The 18,815-nt window shown below is 66.1% G+C and carries 18 protein-coding genes; 5 read left to right on the top strand and 13 right to left on the bottom strand.

Translation table 11 applies throughout. The features are described from left to right. Window positions 1–5: 5 nt before the first annotated feature. From MJO58_RS20965 to MJO58_RS20915, 11 genes are all read right to left on the bottom strand, one after another. Complete coding sequence (locus tag MJO58_RS20965) at window positions 6–227, bottom strand: hypothetical protein (protein ID WP_090605482.1); 222 nt, start codon at window positions 225–227, stop codon at window positions 6–8. Window positions 228–261: 34 nt separating this feature from the next. After that, the gene (locus MJO58_RS20960; RefSeq protein ID WP_090605481.1) at window positions 262–735 is read right to left on the bottom strand and encodes a DUF5709 domain-containing protein; all 474 of its coding nucleotides are present in this window, start codon (window positions 733–735) and stop codon (window positions 262–264) included. A gap of 242 nt (window positions 736–977) precedes the next feature. Next, on the bottom strand, window positions 978–1,601 hold the full coding sequence (locus MJO58_RS20955; protein ID WP_090605479.1) for a TetR/AcrR family transcriptional regulator: 624 nt from the start codon (window positions 1,599–1,601) through the stop codon (window positions 978–980). Beyond that, window positions 1,598–2,668, bottom strand: coding sequence for a zinc-binding dehydrogenase (locus MJO58_RS20950; RefSeq protein WP_090605476.1), 1,071 nt, complete (start codon window positions 2,666–2,668; stop codon window positions 1,598–1,600). The genes MJO58_RS20955 and MJO58_RS20950 overlap by 4 nt, the downstream gene beginning before the upstream one ends. Window positions 2,669–2,694: 26 nt before the next feature. Further along, complete coding sequence (locus MJO58_RS20945) at window positions 2,695–3,861, bottom strand: lipid-transfer protein (RefSeq protein ID WP_239720829.1); 1,167 nt, start codon at window positions 3,859–3,861, stop codon at window positions 2,695–2,697. Further along, window positions 3,858–4,325 carry a MaoC family dehydratase gene (locus MJO58_RS20940; RefSeq protein WP_090605472.1) on the bottom strand — a complete coding sequence of 156 codons (468 nt, stop codon included), beginning with the start codon at window positions 4,323–4,325 and terminating at the stop codon, window positions 3,858–3,860. The genes MJO58_RS20945 and MJO58_RS20940 overlap by 4 nt, the downstream gene beginning before the upstream one ends. 11 nt (window positions 4,326–4,336) lie before the next feature. Beyond that, complete coding sequence (locus MJO58_RS20935; RefSeq protein ID WP_239720828.1) at window positions 4,337–5,437, bottom strand: acyl-CoA dehydrogenase family protein; 1,101 nt, start codon at window positions 5,435–5,437, stop codon at window positions 4,337–4,339. After that, window positions 5,437–5,859, bottom strand: a complete 423-nt coding sequence (locus MJO58_RS20930; RefSeq protein ID WP_090605467.1) for a Zn-ribbon domain-containing OB-fold protein — start codon at window positions 5,857–5,859, stop codon at window positions 5,437–5,439. The genes MJO58_RS20935 and MJO58_RS20930 overlap by 1 nt, the downstream gene beginning before the upstream one ends. Beyond that, a complete protein-coding gene (locus tag MJO58_RS20925) occupies window positions 5,856–6,407 on the bottom strand; it encodes a MaoC family dehydratase (RefSeq protein ID WP_175364517.1) in 552 nt (183 codons plus the stop codon). The genes MJO58_RS20930 and MJO58_RS20925 overlap by 4 nt, the downstream gene beginning before the upstream one ends. Further along, a complete protein-coding gene (locus MJO58_RS20920; RefSeq protein WP_239720827.1) occupies window positions 6,404–7,621 on the bottom strand; it encodes an acyl-CoA dehydrogenase family protein in 1,218 nt (405 codons plus the stop codon). Before MJO58_RS20920 ends, MJO58_RS20925 begins: the two co-directional genes overlap by 4 nt. 3 nt (window positions 7,622–7,624) lie before the next feature. Further along, complete coding sequence (locus tag MJO58_RS20915) at window positions 7,625–8,845, bottom strand: cytochrome P450 (RefSeq protein ID WP_239720826.1); 1,221 nt, start codon at window positions 8,843–8,845, stop codon at window positions 7,625–7,627. A gap of 213 nt (window positions 8,846–9,058) precedes the next feature. Between MJO58_RS20915 and MJO58_RS20910 the strand changes: the two genes are divergently transcribed. Further along, a complete protein-coding gene (locus tag MJO58_RS20910) occupies window positions 9,059–10,528 on the top strand; it encodes an aldehyde dehydrogenase family protein (RefSeq protein WP_434086384.1) in 1,470 nt (489 codons plus the stop codon). Next, window positions 10,525–12,813: a CaiB/BaiF CoA transferase family protein gene (locus MJO58_RS20905; RefSeq protein WP_239720824.1), complete on the top strand. Its 2,289-nt coding sequence runs from the start codon at window positions 10,525–10,527 to the stop codon at window positions 12,811–12,813. The genes MJO58_RS20910 and MJO58_RS20905 overlap by 4 nt, the downstream gene beginning before the upstream one ends. Here MJO58_RS20905 and MJO58_RS20900 read toward each other — a convergent pair. Next, a complete protein-coding gene (locus MJO58_RS20900; RefSeq protein WP_239720822.1) occupies window positions 12,810–13,982 on the bottom strand; it encodes a cytochrome P450 in 1,173 nt (390 codons plus the stop codon). The genes MJO58_RS20905 and MJO58_RS20900 overlap by 4 nt on opposite strands. Before the next feature lie 100 nt (window positions 13,983–14,082). Between MJO58_RS20900 and MJO58_RS20895 the strand changes: the two genes are divergently transcribed. The 3 genes from MJO58_RS20895 (at window position 14,083) to MJO58_RS20885 (ending at window position 17,823) form a co-directional block, all read left to right on the top strand. Then, the gene (locus tag MJO58_RS20895; protein WP_090605455.1) at window positions 14,083–14,991 is read left to right on the top strand and encodes an alpha/beta fold hydrolase; all 909 of its coding nucleotides are present in this window, start codon (window positions 14,083–14,085) and stop codon (window positions 14,989–14,991) included. A gap of 36 nt (window positions 14,992–15,027) precedes the next feature. Then, complete coding sequence (locus MJO58_RS20890; RefSeq protein WP_239720820.1) at window positions 15,028–16,452, top strand: acyl-CoA synthetase; 1,425 nt, start codon at window positions 15,028–15,030, stop codon at window positions 16,450–16,452. Between the two features lie 114 nt (window positions 16,453–16,566). Next, complete coding sequence (locus MJO58_RS20885; RefSeq protein ID WP_090609532.1) at window positions 16,567–17,823, top strand: MFS transporter; 1,257 nt, start codon at window positions 16,567–16,569, stop codon at window positions 17,821–17,823. 1 nt (window position 17,824) lies between these two features. On the opposite strand, the gene dapD is transcribed toward MJO58_RS20885, so the two are convergent. After that, the gene (dapD, locus tag MJO58_RS20880; protein WP_090609531.1) at window positions 17,825–18,778 is read right to left on the bottom strand and encodes a 2,3,4,5-tetrahydropyridine-2,6-dicarboxylate N-succinyltransferase; all 954 of its coding nucleotides are present in this window, start codon (window positions 18,776–18,778) and stop codon (window positions 17,825–17,827) included. Window positions 18,779–18,815 lie beyond the last annotated feature (37 nt).

The raw sequence follows: 18,815 nt of genomic DNA, 5'->3' as shown, positions 1-18,815 counted from the left end.
GCGCCTCATTGCCATTTGAGCTCGTCGTCGAGTCGTTCGGCTTGCTCGTCATGCGCAGCGGCGGGGCGGGTGTCGATCGTGACCTCTTGCCAGTAGGCCGGACCGTAAAGGTGAATGTCGTTGCCGCTGTTGATCTTTAGGACGCCGCCGGTGAGTACTTCGTAGGTGGCGTCGTCCGGATACTCGTCGTCTTCGTCGTGGCCCTCGAGTTGGACCCATATTTTCATGGTGAAAACAGTCCTCCGCAACCTGCCGGGTTCGCTAATCCTCGTCTTCGATGCCATCGATCTCGTCGTCGATGATGTGAACCGCGGCTTCTTCGGCAGAGGCGGCGCCGCCACAGATGCCGACGTCCTCGGCGACCAACTCTGCCTCGGCGTCGTCGCCAGATCCCTGATCCGGCGCCATAAGCCGGCCCGCTCGGACTCGACCGACCTCGCGTCGCCGGGCAAATTCGGCTTCGCGCTCTGATTCGTCGGAGCGTTGTCGCTCCGCCTCGTCGAGCAGCACATTGAGTCGCGACGCCGGATCCGGTTCTTCCTCGCCAAGCAGCTGATCCATGGTTTCAGACGGGCCGAATGCACCGGGCCCATAGGGTTGCTCGGGCGGCGAATAGCCCTCGTCGAGAATGTCGTCCACACCGCGGTCGATGAGGCTGTCTTCGGGCTGAAGTTGGTTGTCGTCTTCGGCGCTGTATTCGCCTGCGGCAGGGCGTGCCTCGTAGTGAGTGCTCATGATCGTGTACTCCTGAATCGTGGTAACAGTGCCCGTGGCAGGCTTACGCCATCCAGGGGTCAGCCCGTGGTCATGATGTGCAGTGTGTATGACGAGGGCCGCGGCCGCGAGGGTCGAAAGTCATGTATTGAGCCGGGATAAAGGCCGCTCGGCGCGGTTAAGGTCCGATGTTCGAGCACGAACGCCGTTGAGTGTGCGCTCAGGGTGGGCCGGCCTGGTGTGTCGCCGCCCTCGACGCAGACTCAAAGCCGCCGGCGCACACTCGGCGCCCGCTCATTGGTGAATCCACGCACCACATGCGCGCAGACGAATTCGGTGACGACGTCTGGGTCGTTCATATCCCGGATCGGCGACGGGGTGCTGAACAACGAGAACAGAATTCGCGCGAACCATTCGCCCGCTGCGTCGATGTCGAGGTCCTTGCGTACCTCGCCGGTCAGCTTGGCCGCGGACAGATAGGGTGAGAGGAAGTCCACGCATTCCCGCAACAGCACGGCCGCGTCCTTGGTCAGCAGCAGGCTGATTGCGTCTTCGTCAAAGTACTTCTCCGAGGAGATGACTCGGCGCGCCTGCGTCACGAACACCGCCGCCGAACACAGCTTGTCCTCGAGGGTGCCGCCCCGGGCCATCGCCTTGGTCATCTCGAGATAGAAACGCTGCGACGCGTGCTCGGCGCACGCCTCCACGATCGAGGCCTTGTCGCTGAAGTACTCGTAGATGGTGCTGCGCGACACCCCGGCCCGCTTGGCGATATCGACGATCGTCGCCTTCTGCAAGCCCTGTTTGCCGAAACAGGAGAACGCCGACTCGATGATCAGCTCGCGGGTATCGGTCGCCTCGCTCAACGCGGAAGCCTGCGCAGTCATGGGACTAACGCCCCCCGGGGCACCAGGCCGGCATCCGCCGAGGCAAACGCATCGTTGATGTCGCTCAGGTGAAACGGATCCGGCATCAGCCGGCTGAACGGAAAACTGCTGTGCTGCAGGAAGGACAAGCCGATCGCCAAGGTGACGGGGTCGTAGAGCATCACGCCGCGGATCGACTTGTTGCCGTAGACCAGCGCGCTCGGGTCGAGTTCGAAGGTCCGCCCCATTCCGACATTGCCGACCTCGAGCAGCGTGCCGCTGTTGTTGAGGAATGAGACACCGTCGGGAATGACACCCGGCACCCCGACGACCTCGAGCACCCAATCGGCTCCGATGCCGTCGGTGAGTGCCCGCACCCGTTCGGCGACTTCTGCGGTCGAGATGCCGCTCGCGTCGATGCAATGCGTGGCACCGAAATCGGCTGCCACATCGAGGCGGGCGGCGATCTTATCGATGACGATGACCTCGGCGGCGCCCGCGGTGCGCGCGACGGCCGCGGCGTTGATGCCCAGCCCGCCCGCGCCCTGGATCACGACGCTATCGCCCATCCGCACGTCGCGCAGCGCGAACAACACCTGGGCCAGTGCGCAATTGAGCGGCGCGACGGCCTCGTCGGGAATGTCCTCGGGAACCTTGTACAGCGGTTGTCGTCGGCTGGTGTAGTAGTACTCACCGTAGGCCCCGACGAAGTGTGGTGTCTGCTCGTGGGTCCGGTATTCACCGGCCATCAGGTTCTGGCACGCGTGCGACCGGCCGCGCGCACAGGCGTGGCATTCGCCGCAGAACCAAAAATAAGGCGCCACAACGCGATCGCCGACGGCAAGAGGTTTGCCGGTCGCATCGGTGCTCAACCCCTCGCCGAGCTCGGCGATCTCGCCGACCATTTCGTGGCCCATCGCATACGGACACGGCAGTGGCAGCTCGCCGCGATAGATGTGCAGGTCGGATCCGCAGATCCCGGCCATCCGCAGTTTGAGTGCGGCGGTTCCCGGCGTCGGTGCGGACAACGGAAACTCGGCAAGCTCGATCGGCCCCCCGACTGCGGTCAACAGTGCGAGTTTCGGCATGGTGCCCTCCCCTCTACGACCCGCGCTCACCCGGCCGGCGCGAGAATCAAGCCACTGGTCGGCACACCGGTGCCGGAGGTGACCAACACGTGTTCGACGTTGTCGACCTGGTTGTGCGACGTTCCACGGACCTGCCGCACGCCCTCGGTGATGCCGTTCATCCCGTGGATGTAGGCCTCGCCGAGCAATCCGCCATTGGTGTTGATCGGGAATTCCCCGCCCAGCGACAGCCGCTCCACGGTGGCGAAGTCTTTGGCATCACCGCGCCCGCAGAAGCCAAGTTCCTCGAGCTGGGTGAACACAAACGGCGTGAAATGGTCGTAGATGAAGGCGGTTTGGATGTCCTGGGGCTTGAGGCCCGAGTCACGCCACAGCCGGTCGGCGACCACGCCCATCTCCGGGAGGCCGGTGATGTCGTCGCGGTAGTAACTGGTCATCATCTCGCCATTGGCGGCCGCACCCTGTGCGGCGGCCGTGATGATCGCCGGCGGCTGCTTCAGGTCACGCGCCCGTTCGGCACTGGTCACCACCAGCGCGACACCGCCGTCGCTCTCCTGACAGCAATCCAGCAGTCGCAGTACGGGTTCGACGATCCAGCGCGACTGCTGGTGGTCTTCCAACGTGATCGGGCGCTGGTAGAACCATGCGTCGGGGTTGGTAGAGGCGTGTTTGCGGTCGACGACGGCGATGCGGCCGAAGTCTTCGTTGGTGACGCCGTAGGTCGACATGTAGCGCTGGGCGTGCATCGCGACCCACGCCGCGGGAGTGAGCAGTCCGAACGGCGCGTAGTGCGCCATGAACAGCGGTGTCTCCGACATGTTGCGCCCGCTGCCACCGAACCGGAACCCGGAACGTTCGTTGAAGGCCCGCCAGCACACCACTACCTCGGCGACCCCGGTCCCGACGGCCATCGCCGCATGCACGACGGTGCCGGCCGCCGCGCCGCCGCCGTGATGCACGCGGGAGAAGAAGCTGAGGTCGCCGATGCCCACGTTGCGGGCGATGTCGATCTCGTCGCTGGAGTCCATCGTGAAGGTGACCATGCCGTCGACGTCGCCGGGTGTCAGGCCCGCGTCGTCGAGCGCGGCGCTGACCGCCTCGCACGCCAATTGCAGTTCACTGCGCCCGGATTCCTTGGAGAACTCGGTCTGGCCGATGCCGACGATCGCGCAACTTCCGGGCAGCCGACTCATGCTTGGGCCTTTGTGAAAGCTCCGTCGAGCAGGCTGAGGATCGCCGTCCCCGAGACGTGGTCGCCAAGGCTGTTGGCGCCCCGGAAGGTCACCTCGACGAAGTTCTCCCCGCCGGTCCCTTCGGTCTTGGCGGTGACGCTGCCGGTGAAGCGCAGCGGATCGTCGGGGAAGCACGGCACGCCCAAGCGGATCGACAGATTCTTGACCATCGCTTCGGGGCCCGCCCAATCCGTGAGGAAGCGCACGCAATATCCGTTGGTGGTCAGGATGTTCATGAACAGGTTGGGGGAGCCCTGCTTCTTCGCGAACTCCACGTCGTGATGCACCGGCATGAAGTCACGCGAGGCGATCGCGCCGGCCACGATCATCGTTGTGGTGATCGGGATTTCGAGCGGGCTGACCTCGTCGCCGACATTGATGTCGGCCCACTTCAAGGTGGTGGTGCGGTTTGCGGTCGTCGTCATCGGATTCCTTGTCAATAGGTGCTGCCGATACCGGCCAGCTGCGCGGTGGCGCAGCCTTGGGCGAGCTCGTTGTGCTTGGCCCAGAGGAAATAGCGGTGCAGGGGATAGGTGATGTCGATCCCGATGCCGCCGTGGACGTGCTGGGCGGTGGCGACAACCCGGGCACCGGCGTCGGCGGCCCAGAATTTCGCGATGCGGGCCGCCCGCCGCGCCTCTTGCCAGGGGCGTCCGTTCGCGATCAGCCAAGCCGCGTGCCAGGCGGTCCAGCGGATCGCTTCGACGTCGATGAAGGCGTCGGCCAACCGCTGCTGTACGGCCTGGAAGCTGCCGATCGGTCGTCCGAATTGCTCACGCCCGCTGGTGTATTCGGCGGCGATCCGCAGAGCCCGCTCGGTGACGCCGAGCTGGATCGCGCACAGCCCGACCAGCGCCCGGGTGTGCAGCGATTCGATTGTGCCTTCCAGCCGGTCGGCGTCAGAAACTGTTGCACCACAAAGGGATACGTCTGCATGTGGTTCTCGGCTGGTGGTCGGCACCGGTCGGATCTCGACGCCCGGGGCGTCGCTGGGCACCAGGAACAGGCTCGCTTGCCCGTCGTCGGTGGTGGCGGGCACCAGCACGGTGTCAGCAAGCTGGGCAGCCGGCACCAGTTCCTTGACCCCGTCCAGGCGCCAGTTCTGGCCGTCGCGAACGGCTTTGGTGGCCGGCCTGAGCGGGTCGGAACGACCGGGTTCGTGCAGCCCGGCGGTCAGGATGCGAGTTCCGGAGATGACGCCGGGTAGGAACCGCTGTTGTTGCTCCGGATTCCCGTGCCGGGCAATCGGATCCGCGCCGAGCACCAGGGTCGCGTAGGCCGGCACCGGGGCCACGCTCCAGCCGACCTCGGCCAGCAGCACGCCGAGTTCCACGAAGCCACTACCGTTACCTCCCAACGACTCCGGCAACGCGGTGCCCAGCAGGTCGACGGCCGCGAGTTCTTGCCACAGCAAGGGGTCGAAGCGGGTCTCGCCGGCTTCGAGTTCGGTCAGTCGCTCCGGCGTGGCGCGACGTGCAAACAGGTCGCGGGCCACCTTGCTGACGGTCTCTTGTTCTTCGGTGAAGGTGAAGTCCATCAGGGGTTTACCTGGCTGCTCGGCCGGAACTGGTGCAGCACAAGGCCTTCCGAACCAGAACCGTCGAAGGACTGGTAGAAGACCTCGACCGGCATCCCGACGGTGACGTCCGCGGGGTCGATGTCACAGAGATTCGACACTAGCCGCACCCCCTCGGCGAGCTCCACCAGCACCACGATGTAGGGGTACTCGAAGAACGGAAATTTGGGTTCGTGCGGCATCACGTAGCTGTAGACGGTGCCGCGGCCCGACGATTCGATGGCCTCCCACTCCAGCGAACGGCAGTCGGGACACATGGGCCGTGGCGGATGGCGCAGCGTTGCGCATCCCTTGCAGCGCTGGATCAGCAGCTGGTGCTCGCGCAGCCCGTTCCAGAAGAACTCGGTGTCCGGACTGATCGCCGGTGCCAGTCGGGTACTCATGAGTTCTCCGGCTTGAAACGCAGTACCCGGAATCGTTGCCGGCCCAGCACTTCGCCGTTCTGGTCGCAGTACGTGATCACCCAGGTCAGGAAGAAGCCGGATCCCTTCGCGGTTTTCTTCTCGTCGGAGACTTCCTCGAACACCGACGTCGCGCTGATCACGTCGCCCAGCCGGGGATAGCGTTCGATCTCGAATTCCGAGTTGGTCGCAACCGTGCTGCTGTATCCGGCTTCGTCCAGGAATGCCGTGGGGTTGTCCGTGATCTCCATCGGTGCCCCGCCGCGCTCGCGGATGCCCTCCAGTTTGGGCGACGGCATGGTCCAGGTCTGCAGCATGACCGGCGGCGACACGATGCCGCCGAACCGCGATGCTGCCGCGAACTCCGGATCGAGGTACACCGGGTTCATGTCGTCGAGCGCGTACGCCCAATGCCGGATCATCGGCTGATTCACCGGATCCGGTGCCACCGTAGGCTTTCCGCTCCCTCCGGTGGGCTTGTTCACCAGGCCCCGCAACTTGGCGAGGAACTCGGGATCTTGGTTGGTCACGTGCTGGATCCTCCTGACTGTTCCTGAGCAGGTTGGGGCGCCCGCAGGTCACGCGGTGCTCGAGGCATGCCCAATCCCGCCATGGCGATGATGTCACGTTGAATCTCGTTGGCCCCGCCGCCGAACGTGTTTATGACCGCGAACCGGTACGCGGACTCCAGCGCCCCGCGCAGTGGCGCGTCGTTGCCCTTGCGTAGTCCGTTGTGGTCGAGCACCTCCAGCAATTGGCGGGCGACCTGCTGGGTGAGTTCGGTGCCGAACACCTTGGCGGCCGAAGCCTCGCCCATATTGAGCACGCCCTTCGTCATCGCCGCGTTGACCCGCATGTTCACCAGTTTGTATGCGGCAACCTGCGCTTCGACCCGGGCCAGTGTCAGTCGAACCCACGGCTGGTCGATCACGTGCCCGTCGTCGAGCGGCATGGTGCGGGCCCAGTCCAGCGTCTTGTCGAACAGCGGCTCGAGTGCGCCGAGGTTACCCAGCGCCGCGCGTTCGAAGTTCAGCTGCGTCGTGATCAGTTGCCAGCCCTGGTTCTCGCCGCCGACCAGCGCGCTCGCCGGGACCCGCACGTTGTCGTAAAACGTGTAGAAGGTGGAGACGCCCGGCATGGTATGGAGCGGCTGCCAGGAGAAGCCCGGCGACGAGGTGGGCACGATGAGAATCGAAATCCCTTTGTGCTTCTTAGCATTCGGATCGGTGCGGACGGCCAGCCAGATATAGTCGGCGTATGCGGCGCCGCTGGTGAACATCTTCTGTCCGTTGATCACGTACTCGTTTCCCTCCCGAACCGCGGTCGTGCGGACCGACGCCAGGTCGCTGCCGGCTCCCGGCTCGGAGTAGCCGATAGCGAACTCGACGCTGCCGTCGAGGATCGACGGCAGAAACTTCTGCTTTTGCTCCTCGGTGCCGCACTGCATCAGGGTCGGCCCGACCGTGTTGAGCGTCACCAGCGGGATCGGAGCGCCGACCCGCTGCGCCTCCTCGGCGAAGATGAATTGCTCGAGCGCCGAGAAACCGCGTCCGCCATACTCTTTGGGCCAGCCCACACCGAGCAGATTGGCGTTGGCTAGCGCGCGTACGCACTCGCGTATCTCGGGGCCGCCCTCGTTGCGGTCCTTGATCGCGTCGGCGCGCTCGGGCGTCATCACCTGTTCCAGCGTGCTGCGGATCTCGGCGCGTAACTGCTGCTGCTCGGCGGTGTACTCGAGTTGCATCGCTCAGTCACCCACCCCTAGTCGCACCGGCATACGTTTTACCCCGGGCACCATCGTGGCCCGCATCCGGTCCACGTCGCCCACCAGCTCGATCGTGGGGAAGCGCCGCAGCAGTTCTTCGAACATCACGGTTGCTTCCAGACGCGCCAATTGCGCACCGATGCAGGAATGTTCACCGCACCCGAACGCGATGTGCGGGTTCGGATGCCGGGTCACTTTGAATTCCTCTGAGTCGGAACCGAATATGTCCTCGTCCCGGTTGGCCGAGCCGTACAGCATCACCACCACCTCGCCGGCGCGGATCTGCTGACCGCGAATCTCGACGTCGGCCGTGGCGGTGCGGGCCATGTGGACCACCGGGCTGTTCCAGCGCAGCATCTCTTCGACCGCAGCCGGGATCAGTGTGGGGTCCTCGACCAGCAAGCGGCGCTGGTCGGGATGCGCGATCAGCGCCAGCGTGCCGAGCGCGATCAGGTTGCGGGTGGTCTCGTTGCCGGCGACGAGCAGCAGGAACGCGAAGTTGAGCAGGTCTTCGTCGGTGAGGCTTTGCTCATCGATCTCGGCGCCGGCCAGCACCGACAGCAAGTCGTCGCGCGGTTGGATGCGCCGGGCGGCGATCAGCTTCTGGAAGTACTCGTAGAGCTGCCCGGCCGCCACCATCGGGTCGAGCTCGATCTCCGGGTCGGCCGTGCCGGTGGCCGCGTCCGACCAGGCCCGAAATTGCTCCCAGTCGTCGGGCGGCGCGCCGATGAGCTCGGCGATCATCCGGGTGGGCAGCGGAGCGGCGATCTGTTCGGCGAACTCGTGGACCGAACCCGCCTCGATGCCGTCGAGAATGCCCGCCACGATCTCGCGGATCTTTCCCTCGAGCACCGAAACCCGGCGCCGGCTGAATCCCGAGTTGATCAGCTTGCGCATCTGCCGGTGGCGTGGCGGGTCGGTGAAGATCAGGCTGCCCGGCTGCACCGGGTCGGGAACCTGCGGATCGGGGATGCTGATGCCTTTGGTGGAGGTGAACAGCGCCGGGTTGCTCGACACGAAGCGGATGTCCTCGTACTTCAGCAGCGCCCAGAAGTTGGTGACGTCGTTCCAGCACACCGGTGCGCTGGCCCGCAGTTCCCGGTACGCCGGGTAGGGATCACCGGCATAGAAGTCGGGGGAGTGCAGCGGAAAATTGGGCACACTGGGAAAACTCGGCGATCGCAGCGTCGGATGAGTCTGCACGGCGTGGCCTCCCTAGCGCTCCGGCGGGACCGCTATCCGACAGATTGCCGCAATGTGTCCTGCGACGTTGTGTCTACTCTGGCCTGCCCGACGCTGTCAATACATGCGCAAAACGCTGTAATAGCTCGGAATTCACGAGATTGGTGATTGACGTCACAGGTGCATGGGTGTACACCAGGTGTTTAGATGACCGACGATCGGGTGAGGATGCGGATGACCGAGCTACAGACTCCGAAAACGCTTGTCGACACCTACCAGCTGTATATCGACGGCAACTGGGTCGAGCCGGCCGACGGTCGCTACGACGACATCTCCCCCGCCAGTGAGCAGGTGATCGCGACCGCACCCGACCCGAGCATCGGGCAGGTCGGCGACGCGATCGCGGCCGCGCGGCAGGCCTTCGACAGCGGACCGTGGGGCGCGATGAGCGCCGAGCAGCGCGCCGGGTGTCTCAGTCAGCTCGGCGATGCCCTGATCAAACACGCCGATGACTTCTTCGCGCTCTCTCAAGTGGAGTGGGGCTGCATCGCCAACGAGCGCATGATGCAGATCGACGGCGCCGGGTTCATGTCCATGTACGCCGCCCAGCTCGCCACCCAGCTGACCGACCAAGAGGTCAGCGGGATGGGCGCGGGAACCACGGTGCTGCGCCACCAGCCGCTGGGCGTGGTCTCGGTGCTGACGCCGTGGAACTTCCCGCACTGCCTCAACGTGATGAAGCTCAACCATGCCCTTGCCGCGGGCAACACCGTCGTGCTCAAGCCGTCACCGCTGACGCCGCTGGCCGGACTTGCCCTCGCGCGGATCATCGACGAATACACCGACATACCACCGGGTGTCGTCAACGTGGTCACACCGTCGGGCGTCGAGGCGGCCAAGTTGCTGACCACCGATCCGCGGATCGACATGGTCAGCTTCACCGGCAGCTCGGTCGTCGGCCGCCAGGTCATGTCCGCCGCCGGGGACACGATGAAGAGGCTGCTGCTCGAGCTCGGCGGCAAGTCGGCGAGCATCGTGCTCGACGACACCGAGATCACGGACGAGATGCTGCAGCAGATGCTGTTCGACGGCTGCTCGCTGCACGCCGGGCAGGCCTGCATCCTGCACAGCCGGCTGCTGCTTCCCGATTCGCTGCACGACGAGGTGGTCGATCGACTGGCCGCCCTGGCCGGGGCGGTCAAGGTGGGCGACCCCACCGATCCCGACGTGCAGATGGGTCCGCTGATCAGCGCCGCGCAACGGGATCGGGTCGAGGCCCACGTCGCCACTGCGCGCAGCGAGGGCGCCAAGCTGGTGACCGGCGGACGGCGTCCGCCCGGCCTGCACTCGGGTTTCTACTTCGAGCCGACGATCCTGACCGGTGTCGAGCCGAATTCGACTATCGCGCAAGAGGAAGTGTTCGGTCCGGTGATGACCGTGCTGCGCTACCGTGACGAGCAGGATGCGATCGCGATCGCGAACAACTCGCAGTACGGACTTTCCGGTGCGGTGTGGGGTGCCGACGTGGACCGCGCTGCCCGGGTTGCGCGTCGGATCCGGACCGGGCAGGTCGCCGTCAACGGTTGCAGCCCGGGTGGCGCGCCGTTCGGCGGCTTCAAGATGAGCGGGCTGGGCCGCGAGGGCGGTGGCCTCATCGGCGTCCATCAATACATGGAACAGATGGCCATCGGGGTTCCCGCGTGACGGGACCCCTCACCGGGCTCCACGTCGTCGAAATCGCCAACCAGATCGCAGGTCCTTACGCCGCAAAGCTTTTCGTCGACCTCGGCGCTGAGGTCACCAAGATCGAGACGCCCGCCGGGGATCCGCTGCGCCGCTGGGGCCCGTTCGGAGATGCCGACTCGGCATGCGGCGGCTTGTTCGGATACCTCAACGCGGGCAAGAGCGGTGCCACCCTCGACCTTGATGAGCCGAAAAGCGTTGCGGCCGCCCGCGAACTGATCGCCGGCGCGCATCTGCTGGTGGAGAACTTCGCGCCCGCAACGCTGGACGGTTGGGGCCTCGGCGTCGACACCCTGCAAAAGCTCAACCCGAACCTGGTGGTGCTGCGCATTTCTCACTGCGGTCAGTCGGGGCCGATGCGGGACCGGCCGATGACGCCGCTGACCGTGCAGGCGGCATCGGGCTGGATCAGTAGCCGGGATCCCGACCGCCCACCGGTGCAGGTCGGTGGCCGGATCTCCGAATACGTCGCGGGGGCCTACGGGACGCTGGGAGCACTGACCGCGCTGCGGATGCCCTCGGCCGGCCGGGTCCGCGAGGTGGATGTGTCGCAGGTCGAGGCGTTGTTGTCGACGCTGCCCTATCCGATGCTGATGGCGCAGCGGATGAAACGACTTGGGCTGCCGGCGAATATGCGCTCGGCACCGATGCTGGGCGTGGTGCGGGCCGCCGACGGCTGGGTGGGCATCAACTGCCTGACGGGCCAGCACTGGCTCGACGTGTGCGCGATGCTCGGCCTGCCCGAGTACGGCGAGCAGCAGCTGGCGATCATGTTGGGCGGTCCCGAACGCGACGAATTCTTCGCCAAGGCCGAGCCGATGCTCGCCGCCCAGACGGTCGCCGAGATCGTCGAACTGGGCCAGGCGCTGCGCATTCCGGCCGCCCCGGTCAACGACGGCGCCAGCGTACTGGACTGCCCGCAGTACGCCGAGCGCGGATTCTTCGTCGAATCCGATTCACATCAACGCCCCGGGCCGCCCTTCCGGTTCTCGAAAACGACTGTGCCGCAACCGGGCCCGCCGCCGCGCCTAGGGACGAGGCCCGAACCGTGGTCCACCGCGGGCCAATCGCTGTCACCGGCAGCAGGCGAGGTGCCGTTCGCCGGATTGCGGGTGCTGGACCTGACCACGTTTTGGGCGGGCGCGTATCTGACCTGCTACCTGGGCGCGTTCGGCGCCGACGTCGTCAAGGTGGAATCGATCCAGCGGCCGGACGGCCACCGCTACTCGGGGGCGTTCGCCTACGAGGGCGATGACTGGTATGAGCGCAGTCCCATCTGGCAGGGCACCAACCTCAACAAGCGCGACTTGACGCTCGACCTGACTTCCCAGCGTGGCCTCGAGATCGCCCGCCGGCTGGCCGCTGCGGCCGACGTCGTGGTGGAGAATTTCTCGCCGCGCGTGGTGGAGAACTTCGGTCTGGACTACCACGGGCTGACGGCGCTGAACCCCGACGTGATCATGGTGCGGATGCCCGGCTACGGATTGGCCGGCCCGTGGCGCGACTACGTCGGCTGGGCCCTGAATTTCGAGCAGACCGCCGGCATGTCGGCCGTCACCGGCTATCCCGACGGGCCGCCGTGCAATCCGCAAGGCCCGGCCGACCCGATCGTCGGGGTGCACGCAGCAGTCGCGCTGCTCGCCGCGCTCGAACACCGCAGCCGCACCGGCGAAGGGCAGCTGATCGAAGTCGCCCAAATCGAGGTCGCCGCGGCTGTCACCGCCGAGCCGGTGATCGAGTACTCGATGAACGGGGTCGTCTCCGCCCGGCAAGGCAATCGCCAGCGCGGCTACCTGCAGGGCGTCTATCCGACCGCCGCCGACGGTGCGTGGGTTGCGGTGTCGCTGCCCGACGACGAGACGATCGCCCACGACGTATTCGACGACCTGGTCGCCGCCTGGACCCGCACGCAACGGCCAGCTGACATCATCAAAAGTCTTGGAAAGCAGGGTATTCCGGCCGAGCAGGTGATCACCGGCGAGCAGATGTATGACCCCGAGTTCATCGGCGCCCAGCTCGACGCGCGGGGGTTCTACGAAGAGTTCGAACATCCGATCACCGGCCCGCACCGTTATCCCGGCTGGCCGTTTCGCATCAGTCCAGGCCCGGACCACCACCACCGCAGCGCGCCGCCGACACTGGGGCAGCACAACACCGAGATCCTGCGTGACCTCGGTCTGTCCGACGACGAGATGGCCGCGTTGCGTGATCAGCGGGTGATCGGCGAACGGGTGCGGGGTGCCTAGCCGAACCGCACCGGCATGCGGGTCACCAACGGCAACATGGTGGCCGGCATCCGGTCCAGTTCGCCGGCCAGCCCCACATCGGGAAATCGGCTCAGCAGCTCGCCGAAGAACACCGTCGCCGTGAGGCGGGCCAATTGCGCACCGACACAAGCATGTTCACCGGAGCCAAAGGCAATGTGCGGGTTCGGACTCCGGGTAACCTTGAATTCTTCGGCGTCGGAACCGAATACTTCCTCGTCTCGGTTGGCCGAGCCGTACAGCATTACCACCAACTCGCCCTCGGCGATCCGCTGACCGCGAATCTCGACACTCGTCGTCGCGGTGCGGGCCATGTGCGTCACGGGGCTGGTCCAGCGCAACATCTCCTCGACGGCCCCGGGGACCAACGCCGGATCCTCGACGAGGAGCCGTCGTTGGTCGGGGTGTGCGATCAGCGCGCACGTGCCGAGCGCGAGCAGACTGCGGGTGGTCTCGATTCCGGATGCCAGCAGCAGGAACGAAAAGTCAAGCAGCTCTTCGTCGCTGAGTCCAACCCCATCGGCCCGCGCGCCGGCAAGCACCGCCAACACGTCGTCGCCACCGGCGGTGCGGCTGGCCGCGACCAGCTGGCGGACGCTGTGGTAGAGCCGGCCCGCGGCCTCGAAGGCGTCGAGGTCGTGGTTGGTGCCGGCGGTGGCGATCACCACATCCGTCCAAGCCCGGAATTGTTCCCGGTCGTCGCGCGGAACACCGAGTAGTTCGGCCATCACGCGCGCCGGCAGGGGAGCGGCGATCGCGTCGACGAAGTCGTGTACCGAGCCGGGCTCGATGCCGTCCAGCAACCCGCCCACAATCTCCCGGATCGCCGGTTCGAGCAGGTCGCCTTGGCGGCGGGTGAATCCGCAGTTGACCAACTTGCGCAGCTGCCGGTGCCGCGGCGGGTCGGTGAAGATGAGGCTGTTTTCCTGCACAGGATTCGGCATGCCCGGCGCGGGAATGTTGATGCCGTGGGTGGAGGTGAACAGCCCCGGGTTCGTCGACACAAAGCGGATGTCTTGGTAGCGCAGCAGTGCCCAGAATTTGGCGACGTCGTTCCAGCACACCGGTGCCGTCGCGCGTAGCTCGCGGTAGCCGGGGTAGGGGTCGCCCGCGTAGAAGTCGGGGGAGTGCAACGGAAACGAACTCTGCATGGCAAAGCCTCCCTGACCCGGTCGAGCAAACCCTACCGAAGGCGATGCGACACCGGTGTGAGCCTTTCGTAAACGGCTTGTCACATGCCAAGCTGCTGAGATGGTCATCGAGATCGCCCGCCCCAAGCTAGAAGGAAACGTCGCCGTCGGCGACGACCGCCAAATCGGGTTCGCCGAATTCGGTGACCCGCTGGGGCGGGCGATGTTCTGGCTGCACGGCACACCGGGTGCCCGCCGGCAAATTCCGACCGAGGCCCGCGTCTACGCCGAAGAACACGGCATCCGGCTGATCGGCCTGGACCGGCCGGGCATCGGCTCGTCGACGCCGCACCGCTACGAGAACATCCGGGCGTTCGCCGATGACCTGCGCACGATCGCCGACACCCTCGGTATCGACAAGATGGCCGTCATCGGCCTGTCCGGCGGGGGCCCGTACGCACTCGCCTGTGCCGCGGTGCTGCCCGATCGCGTCGTGGCGGCCGGTGTGCTCGGGGGCGTCGCTCCGTTCGTCGGCGACGACGGCATCAGCAGCGGTCTGATGAACCTGGGCAAGCGGGTGGCACCGCTGTTGCGGCTGGGCGGCGACCCGCTGCGGATCGGCGCCAGCCTGATGGTCCGGGCCATCCGTCCGGTCGCGAACACCGCGCTGTATCTGTATGCCGCGATATCGCCGGAAGCCGACCGGCGGCTGCTCACCCGGCCCGAGTTCGGCGCCATGTTCCTCGACGATTTGCTCAACGGCAGCCGCAAACAGCTCGCGGCGCCGTTCAACGACGTCATCCTGTTCGTCCGGGACTGGGGATTCCAGCTCGACGAGGTCAAGGTCCCGGTCCGGTGGTGGCACGGCGACAGCGACCACATCGTGCCCTTCGCCCACGGCCAGCACGTGGCGTCCAAGCTGGCAGACTGCGAATTATTCGTGCTGCCCGGCGAAAGTCATCTGGCCGGGCTGGGCCGCGGCGAAGAGATCCTGTCCACGCTGATGAAAATATGGGACGAACAGGCCTGACGGCGCCTAGCCGACAAGTCTCGGTAGCCTGCTGAGGTGCTGCTCGCATCGCTGAATCACGCTGCCGTGACCGCCACCGACATCCCCGACGCGGTCACGATCGACGGCACCGTATTGAGTCGCAGCGACCTGGTCGGCGGTGCCACGTCGGTGGCCGAACGCGTCGCCGGGGCGGACCGGGTCGCGGTCCTGGCCACCCCGAGCGTGTCGACCGTGCTGGCGGTCACCGGCTGCCTGATCGCCGGCGTCCCGTTCGTGCCGGTGCCCTCGGATGTCGGCGCGGCCGAACGCAAGCACATGCTGACCGACTCCGGTGCGCAGGCCTGGTTGGGACCTGAGCCTGACGAGCCCGAAGGGCTGCCGCACATCCCGGTACGACTGCACGCGCGCTCCTGGCATCGCTATCCCGAGCCGGCGCCCGAGGCCACCGCGTTGGTCATCTACACCTCCGGCACCACGGGGGCGCCCAAGGGCGTCGTGGTGAGCCGCCGCGCGATCGCCGCCGACCTGGATGCGCTGGCCCAGGCTTGGCAGTGGACTCCCGACGATGTACTGGTGCACGGCTTGCCGCTGTTTCACATCCACGGCTTGGTGCTGGGCCTGCTGGGGTCGCTGCGGATCGGAAATCGCTTCGTACACACCGGAAAACCGACGCCGGCCGGCTATGCGAAGGCCCACACGGAGTCCGGTGGCACCCTGTACTTCGCGGTGCCGACGGTGTGGTCGCGGGTGGCGGCCGATCAGGCGGCGGCCGAGACATTGCGTTCGGCACGGCTGCTGGTGTCCGGCAGCGCTGCGCTTCCGGTACCGGTGTTCGACCGGCTGGAACAGCTGACCGGGCATCGGCCCATCGAACGCTACGGCGCCTCGGAGTCGTTGATCACGGTGTCCACGCGGGCTGACGGCGAGCGCCGCCCGGGCTGGGTCGGCCTGCCGCTGAGTGGCGTCGAGACCAGGCTGCTCGACGACGAAGGCGACCCAGTTGCGCATGACGGGGAAACCGTTGGCAAGCTTGCGGTTCGGGGCCCAACCCTGTTCGACGGATACCTGAATCGGCCGGAGGCCACCGCGGAGGTTTTCGATGCCGACGGTTGGTACCAGACCGGCGATGTCGCGGTCATCGACGGCGAGGGAATGCACCGCATCGTCGGCCGCGAATCGGTTGACCTGATCAAATCGGGCGGATATCGCATTGGCGCAGGTGAAATCGAGACCTCGCTGTTGGGGCATCCTGGCGTGCAGGAAGCGGCCGTTGTCGGAATGCCCGACGACGACCTGGGCCAGCGCATCGTCGCATTCGTGGTCGGCGCTTCCGATCTCAACACCGATGAGCTGATTAACTATGTCGCTCAGGACCTTTCGATACACAAACGGCCGCGCGAGGTGCGGTTCGTGGACGCGTTGCCGCGCAACGCGATGGGCAAGGTCGTCAAGAAGCAGTTGCTGTCCGAGGAGACGTAGCGCCGTTTCTGGTATGCAGGCAAACACAGGGACAGGTAAGGATGTGCCATGGGTGACTCGATCCGCCCGGCGGGTGCTGCGACGACGATCGCGGACCAATCGCCCGCCACCCCGATGGCGCGGGTCGCGATCTCGTGTCTGGTCGGCTCGGCAATCGAGTTCTACGACTTCCTGATCTATGGCACCGCGGCGGCACTGGTGTTTCCCGCCGTGTTCTTTCCGAACCTCACACCCGGCGTGGCGATGATCGCCTCGATGGGAACGTTCGCCACGGCATTTTTGTCGCGGCCCGTCGGCGCGGCCGTCTTCGGGTACTTCGGCGACCGGCTGGGCCGCAAGAAGACGCTGGTCTCCACGTTGCTGATCATGGCCGTGGCCACCGTCAGCGTCGGCCTGGTTCCCAGCACCGCGTCCATCGGGATGGCGGCGCCGCTGATCCTGATGGGGCTGCGGTTGCTGCAGGGGTTTGCGGTGGGCGGCGAATGGGCCGGGTCGGCGTTGCTGAGCGCCGAATACGCCCCGGGCGGCCGACGTGGTCTATACGGCATGTTCACCCTGCTGGGCGGCGGTGTCGCCGGAGTGCTGAGCAGCCTGACCTTCCTCGGCGTGAACGTCACGATCGGCGAATACAGCCCCGAGTTCCTGCAGTGGGGATGGCGGATCCCGTTCCTGCTCAGCTCGGTGCTGATCGCACTGGCGTTGTACGTGCGGCTCAACATCGACGAGACTCCGGTGTTCGCCGAGGAGAAGTCACGCGATCTGGTGCCGAAAGCGCCGCTGGCCGAGGTGTTTCGCCTGCAGGGCCGCGAGATCCTGTTGGCCGCCGGCAGTGTGCTGTGCACGATGGCGTTCTGCTACATGGGCAACACATATTTCACGATGTATGCGCACACACACCTGGGCTATACGCGCGGCTTCATCTGGTCGGTCGGCGTGCTGAGCGGTCTGGTGAGCATCGCGTCGGTGATCGCGTCGGCCATTCTGAGCGATCGATTCGGCCGGCGCCGCATCATGTTGGCGGGCTGGGCGGCCTGTGTGCCGTGGGCGTTCCTGGTGATCCCCCTGATCGACACCGGCAACAAGGCGTTGTACGCGGTTGCGATAGTCGGCATCTTCGCGATCTCCGGGATCGGCAGCGGACCCATCGGAGCCTTTCTCCCCGAACTCTTCGCCACCCGCTACCGCTACAGCGGCTCGGCACTGGCGATCAATCTGGCCGGCGTCTTCGGTGGGGCGCTGCCGCCGCTGATCGCCGGGACGCTGCTGGCAACCTACGGCAGCTGGTCGATCGGGGTCATGCTGGCTACTCTCGCGTTGACCAGCCTGGTCTCGACTTATCTGCTGCCGGAAACCCGCGGGACGTCGCTGTAGCTCAATTGGCGTGCAGGTCCTCGTTGAGCGCAACGCCCTGACCGCCGCGGGCCACCACTTCCACGGCACCGCTGACCGAATTGCGGCGGAACAACAGATTGTTGCCGCCGGACAGCTCGAGTGCCTTCATCGTTTTGCCTTCGGGTGTAATGACTTTGGTGCCGGCTGTGACATACAGGCCGGCTTCGACGACGCAGTCGTCGCCCAGTGAGATGCCCAGGCCCGCGTTGGCGCCGAGCAGACACCTCTTGCCGATCGAAATGACTTCGGTTCCACCGCCGGACAGGGTGCCCATGATCGACGCGCCGCCGCCGATGTCGGAGCCGTCGCCCACCACCACGCCGGCCGAGATGCGGCCTTCGACCATCGACGTGCCCAGCGTGCCGGCGTTGTAGTTGACGAAACCTTCGTGCATCACGGTGGTGCCGGACGCGAGGTGCGCGCCCAGGCGCACCCGATCGGCGTCGGCGATGCGGACCCCAGTGGGCAGCACGTAGTCGACCATCCGCGGGAACTTGTCAACGCCGTACACGGTCACCTGTCCCTTGCGGCGCAGCCGCGCGCGGACCGACTCGAAACCCTCGATCGCACAGGGTCCGTGGTTGGTCCACACCACGTTGGTCAATACCCCGAACAAGCCGCCGGCGTTCAGCCCATGCGGCGCGACCAGGCGGTGAGACAGCAGATGCAGCCGTAGGTAGGCGTCGTAGGCGTCGGCGGCCACATCGTCGAGTGAGCCGATGACCGTGCGCACGGCCACGGTTTCGGTGTGGCGGTCGTCGTCGCGTCCGACCAGTGCAGCCAGCTCCGGCGGAACATCGGACAGCGCCAGGCGCGACGTGCCGCCGGTGTCCGACTCCGTCAGTTCCGGTGCGGGAAACCACGTGTCGAGGATCGATCCATCGGAGGCCAGTGTCGCCAACCCGATACCTGCAGCTCCAGTCACGGCGGTCAGGTTACTTGCCGCGCCGAGCAGACGGATAGCCTGGTTG

It is taken from the genome of Mycobacterium lentiflavum (assembly GCF_022374895.2).
GTDB lineage: Bacteria > Actinomycetota > Actinomycetes > Mycobacteriales > Mycobacteriaceae > Mycobacterium > Mycobacterium lentiflavum.
This window is presented reverse-complemented; position numbering and strand designations above follow the sequence as displayed.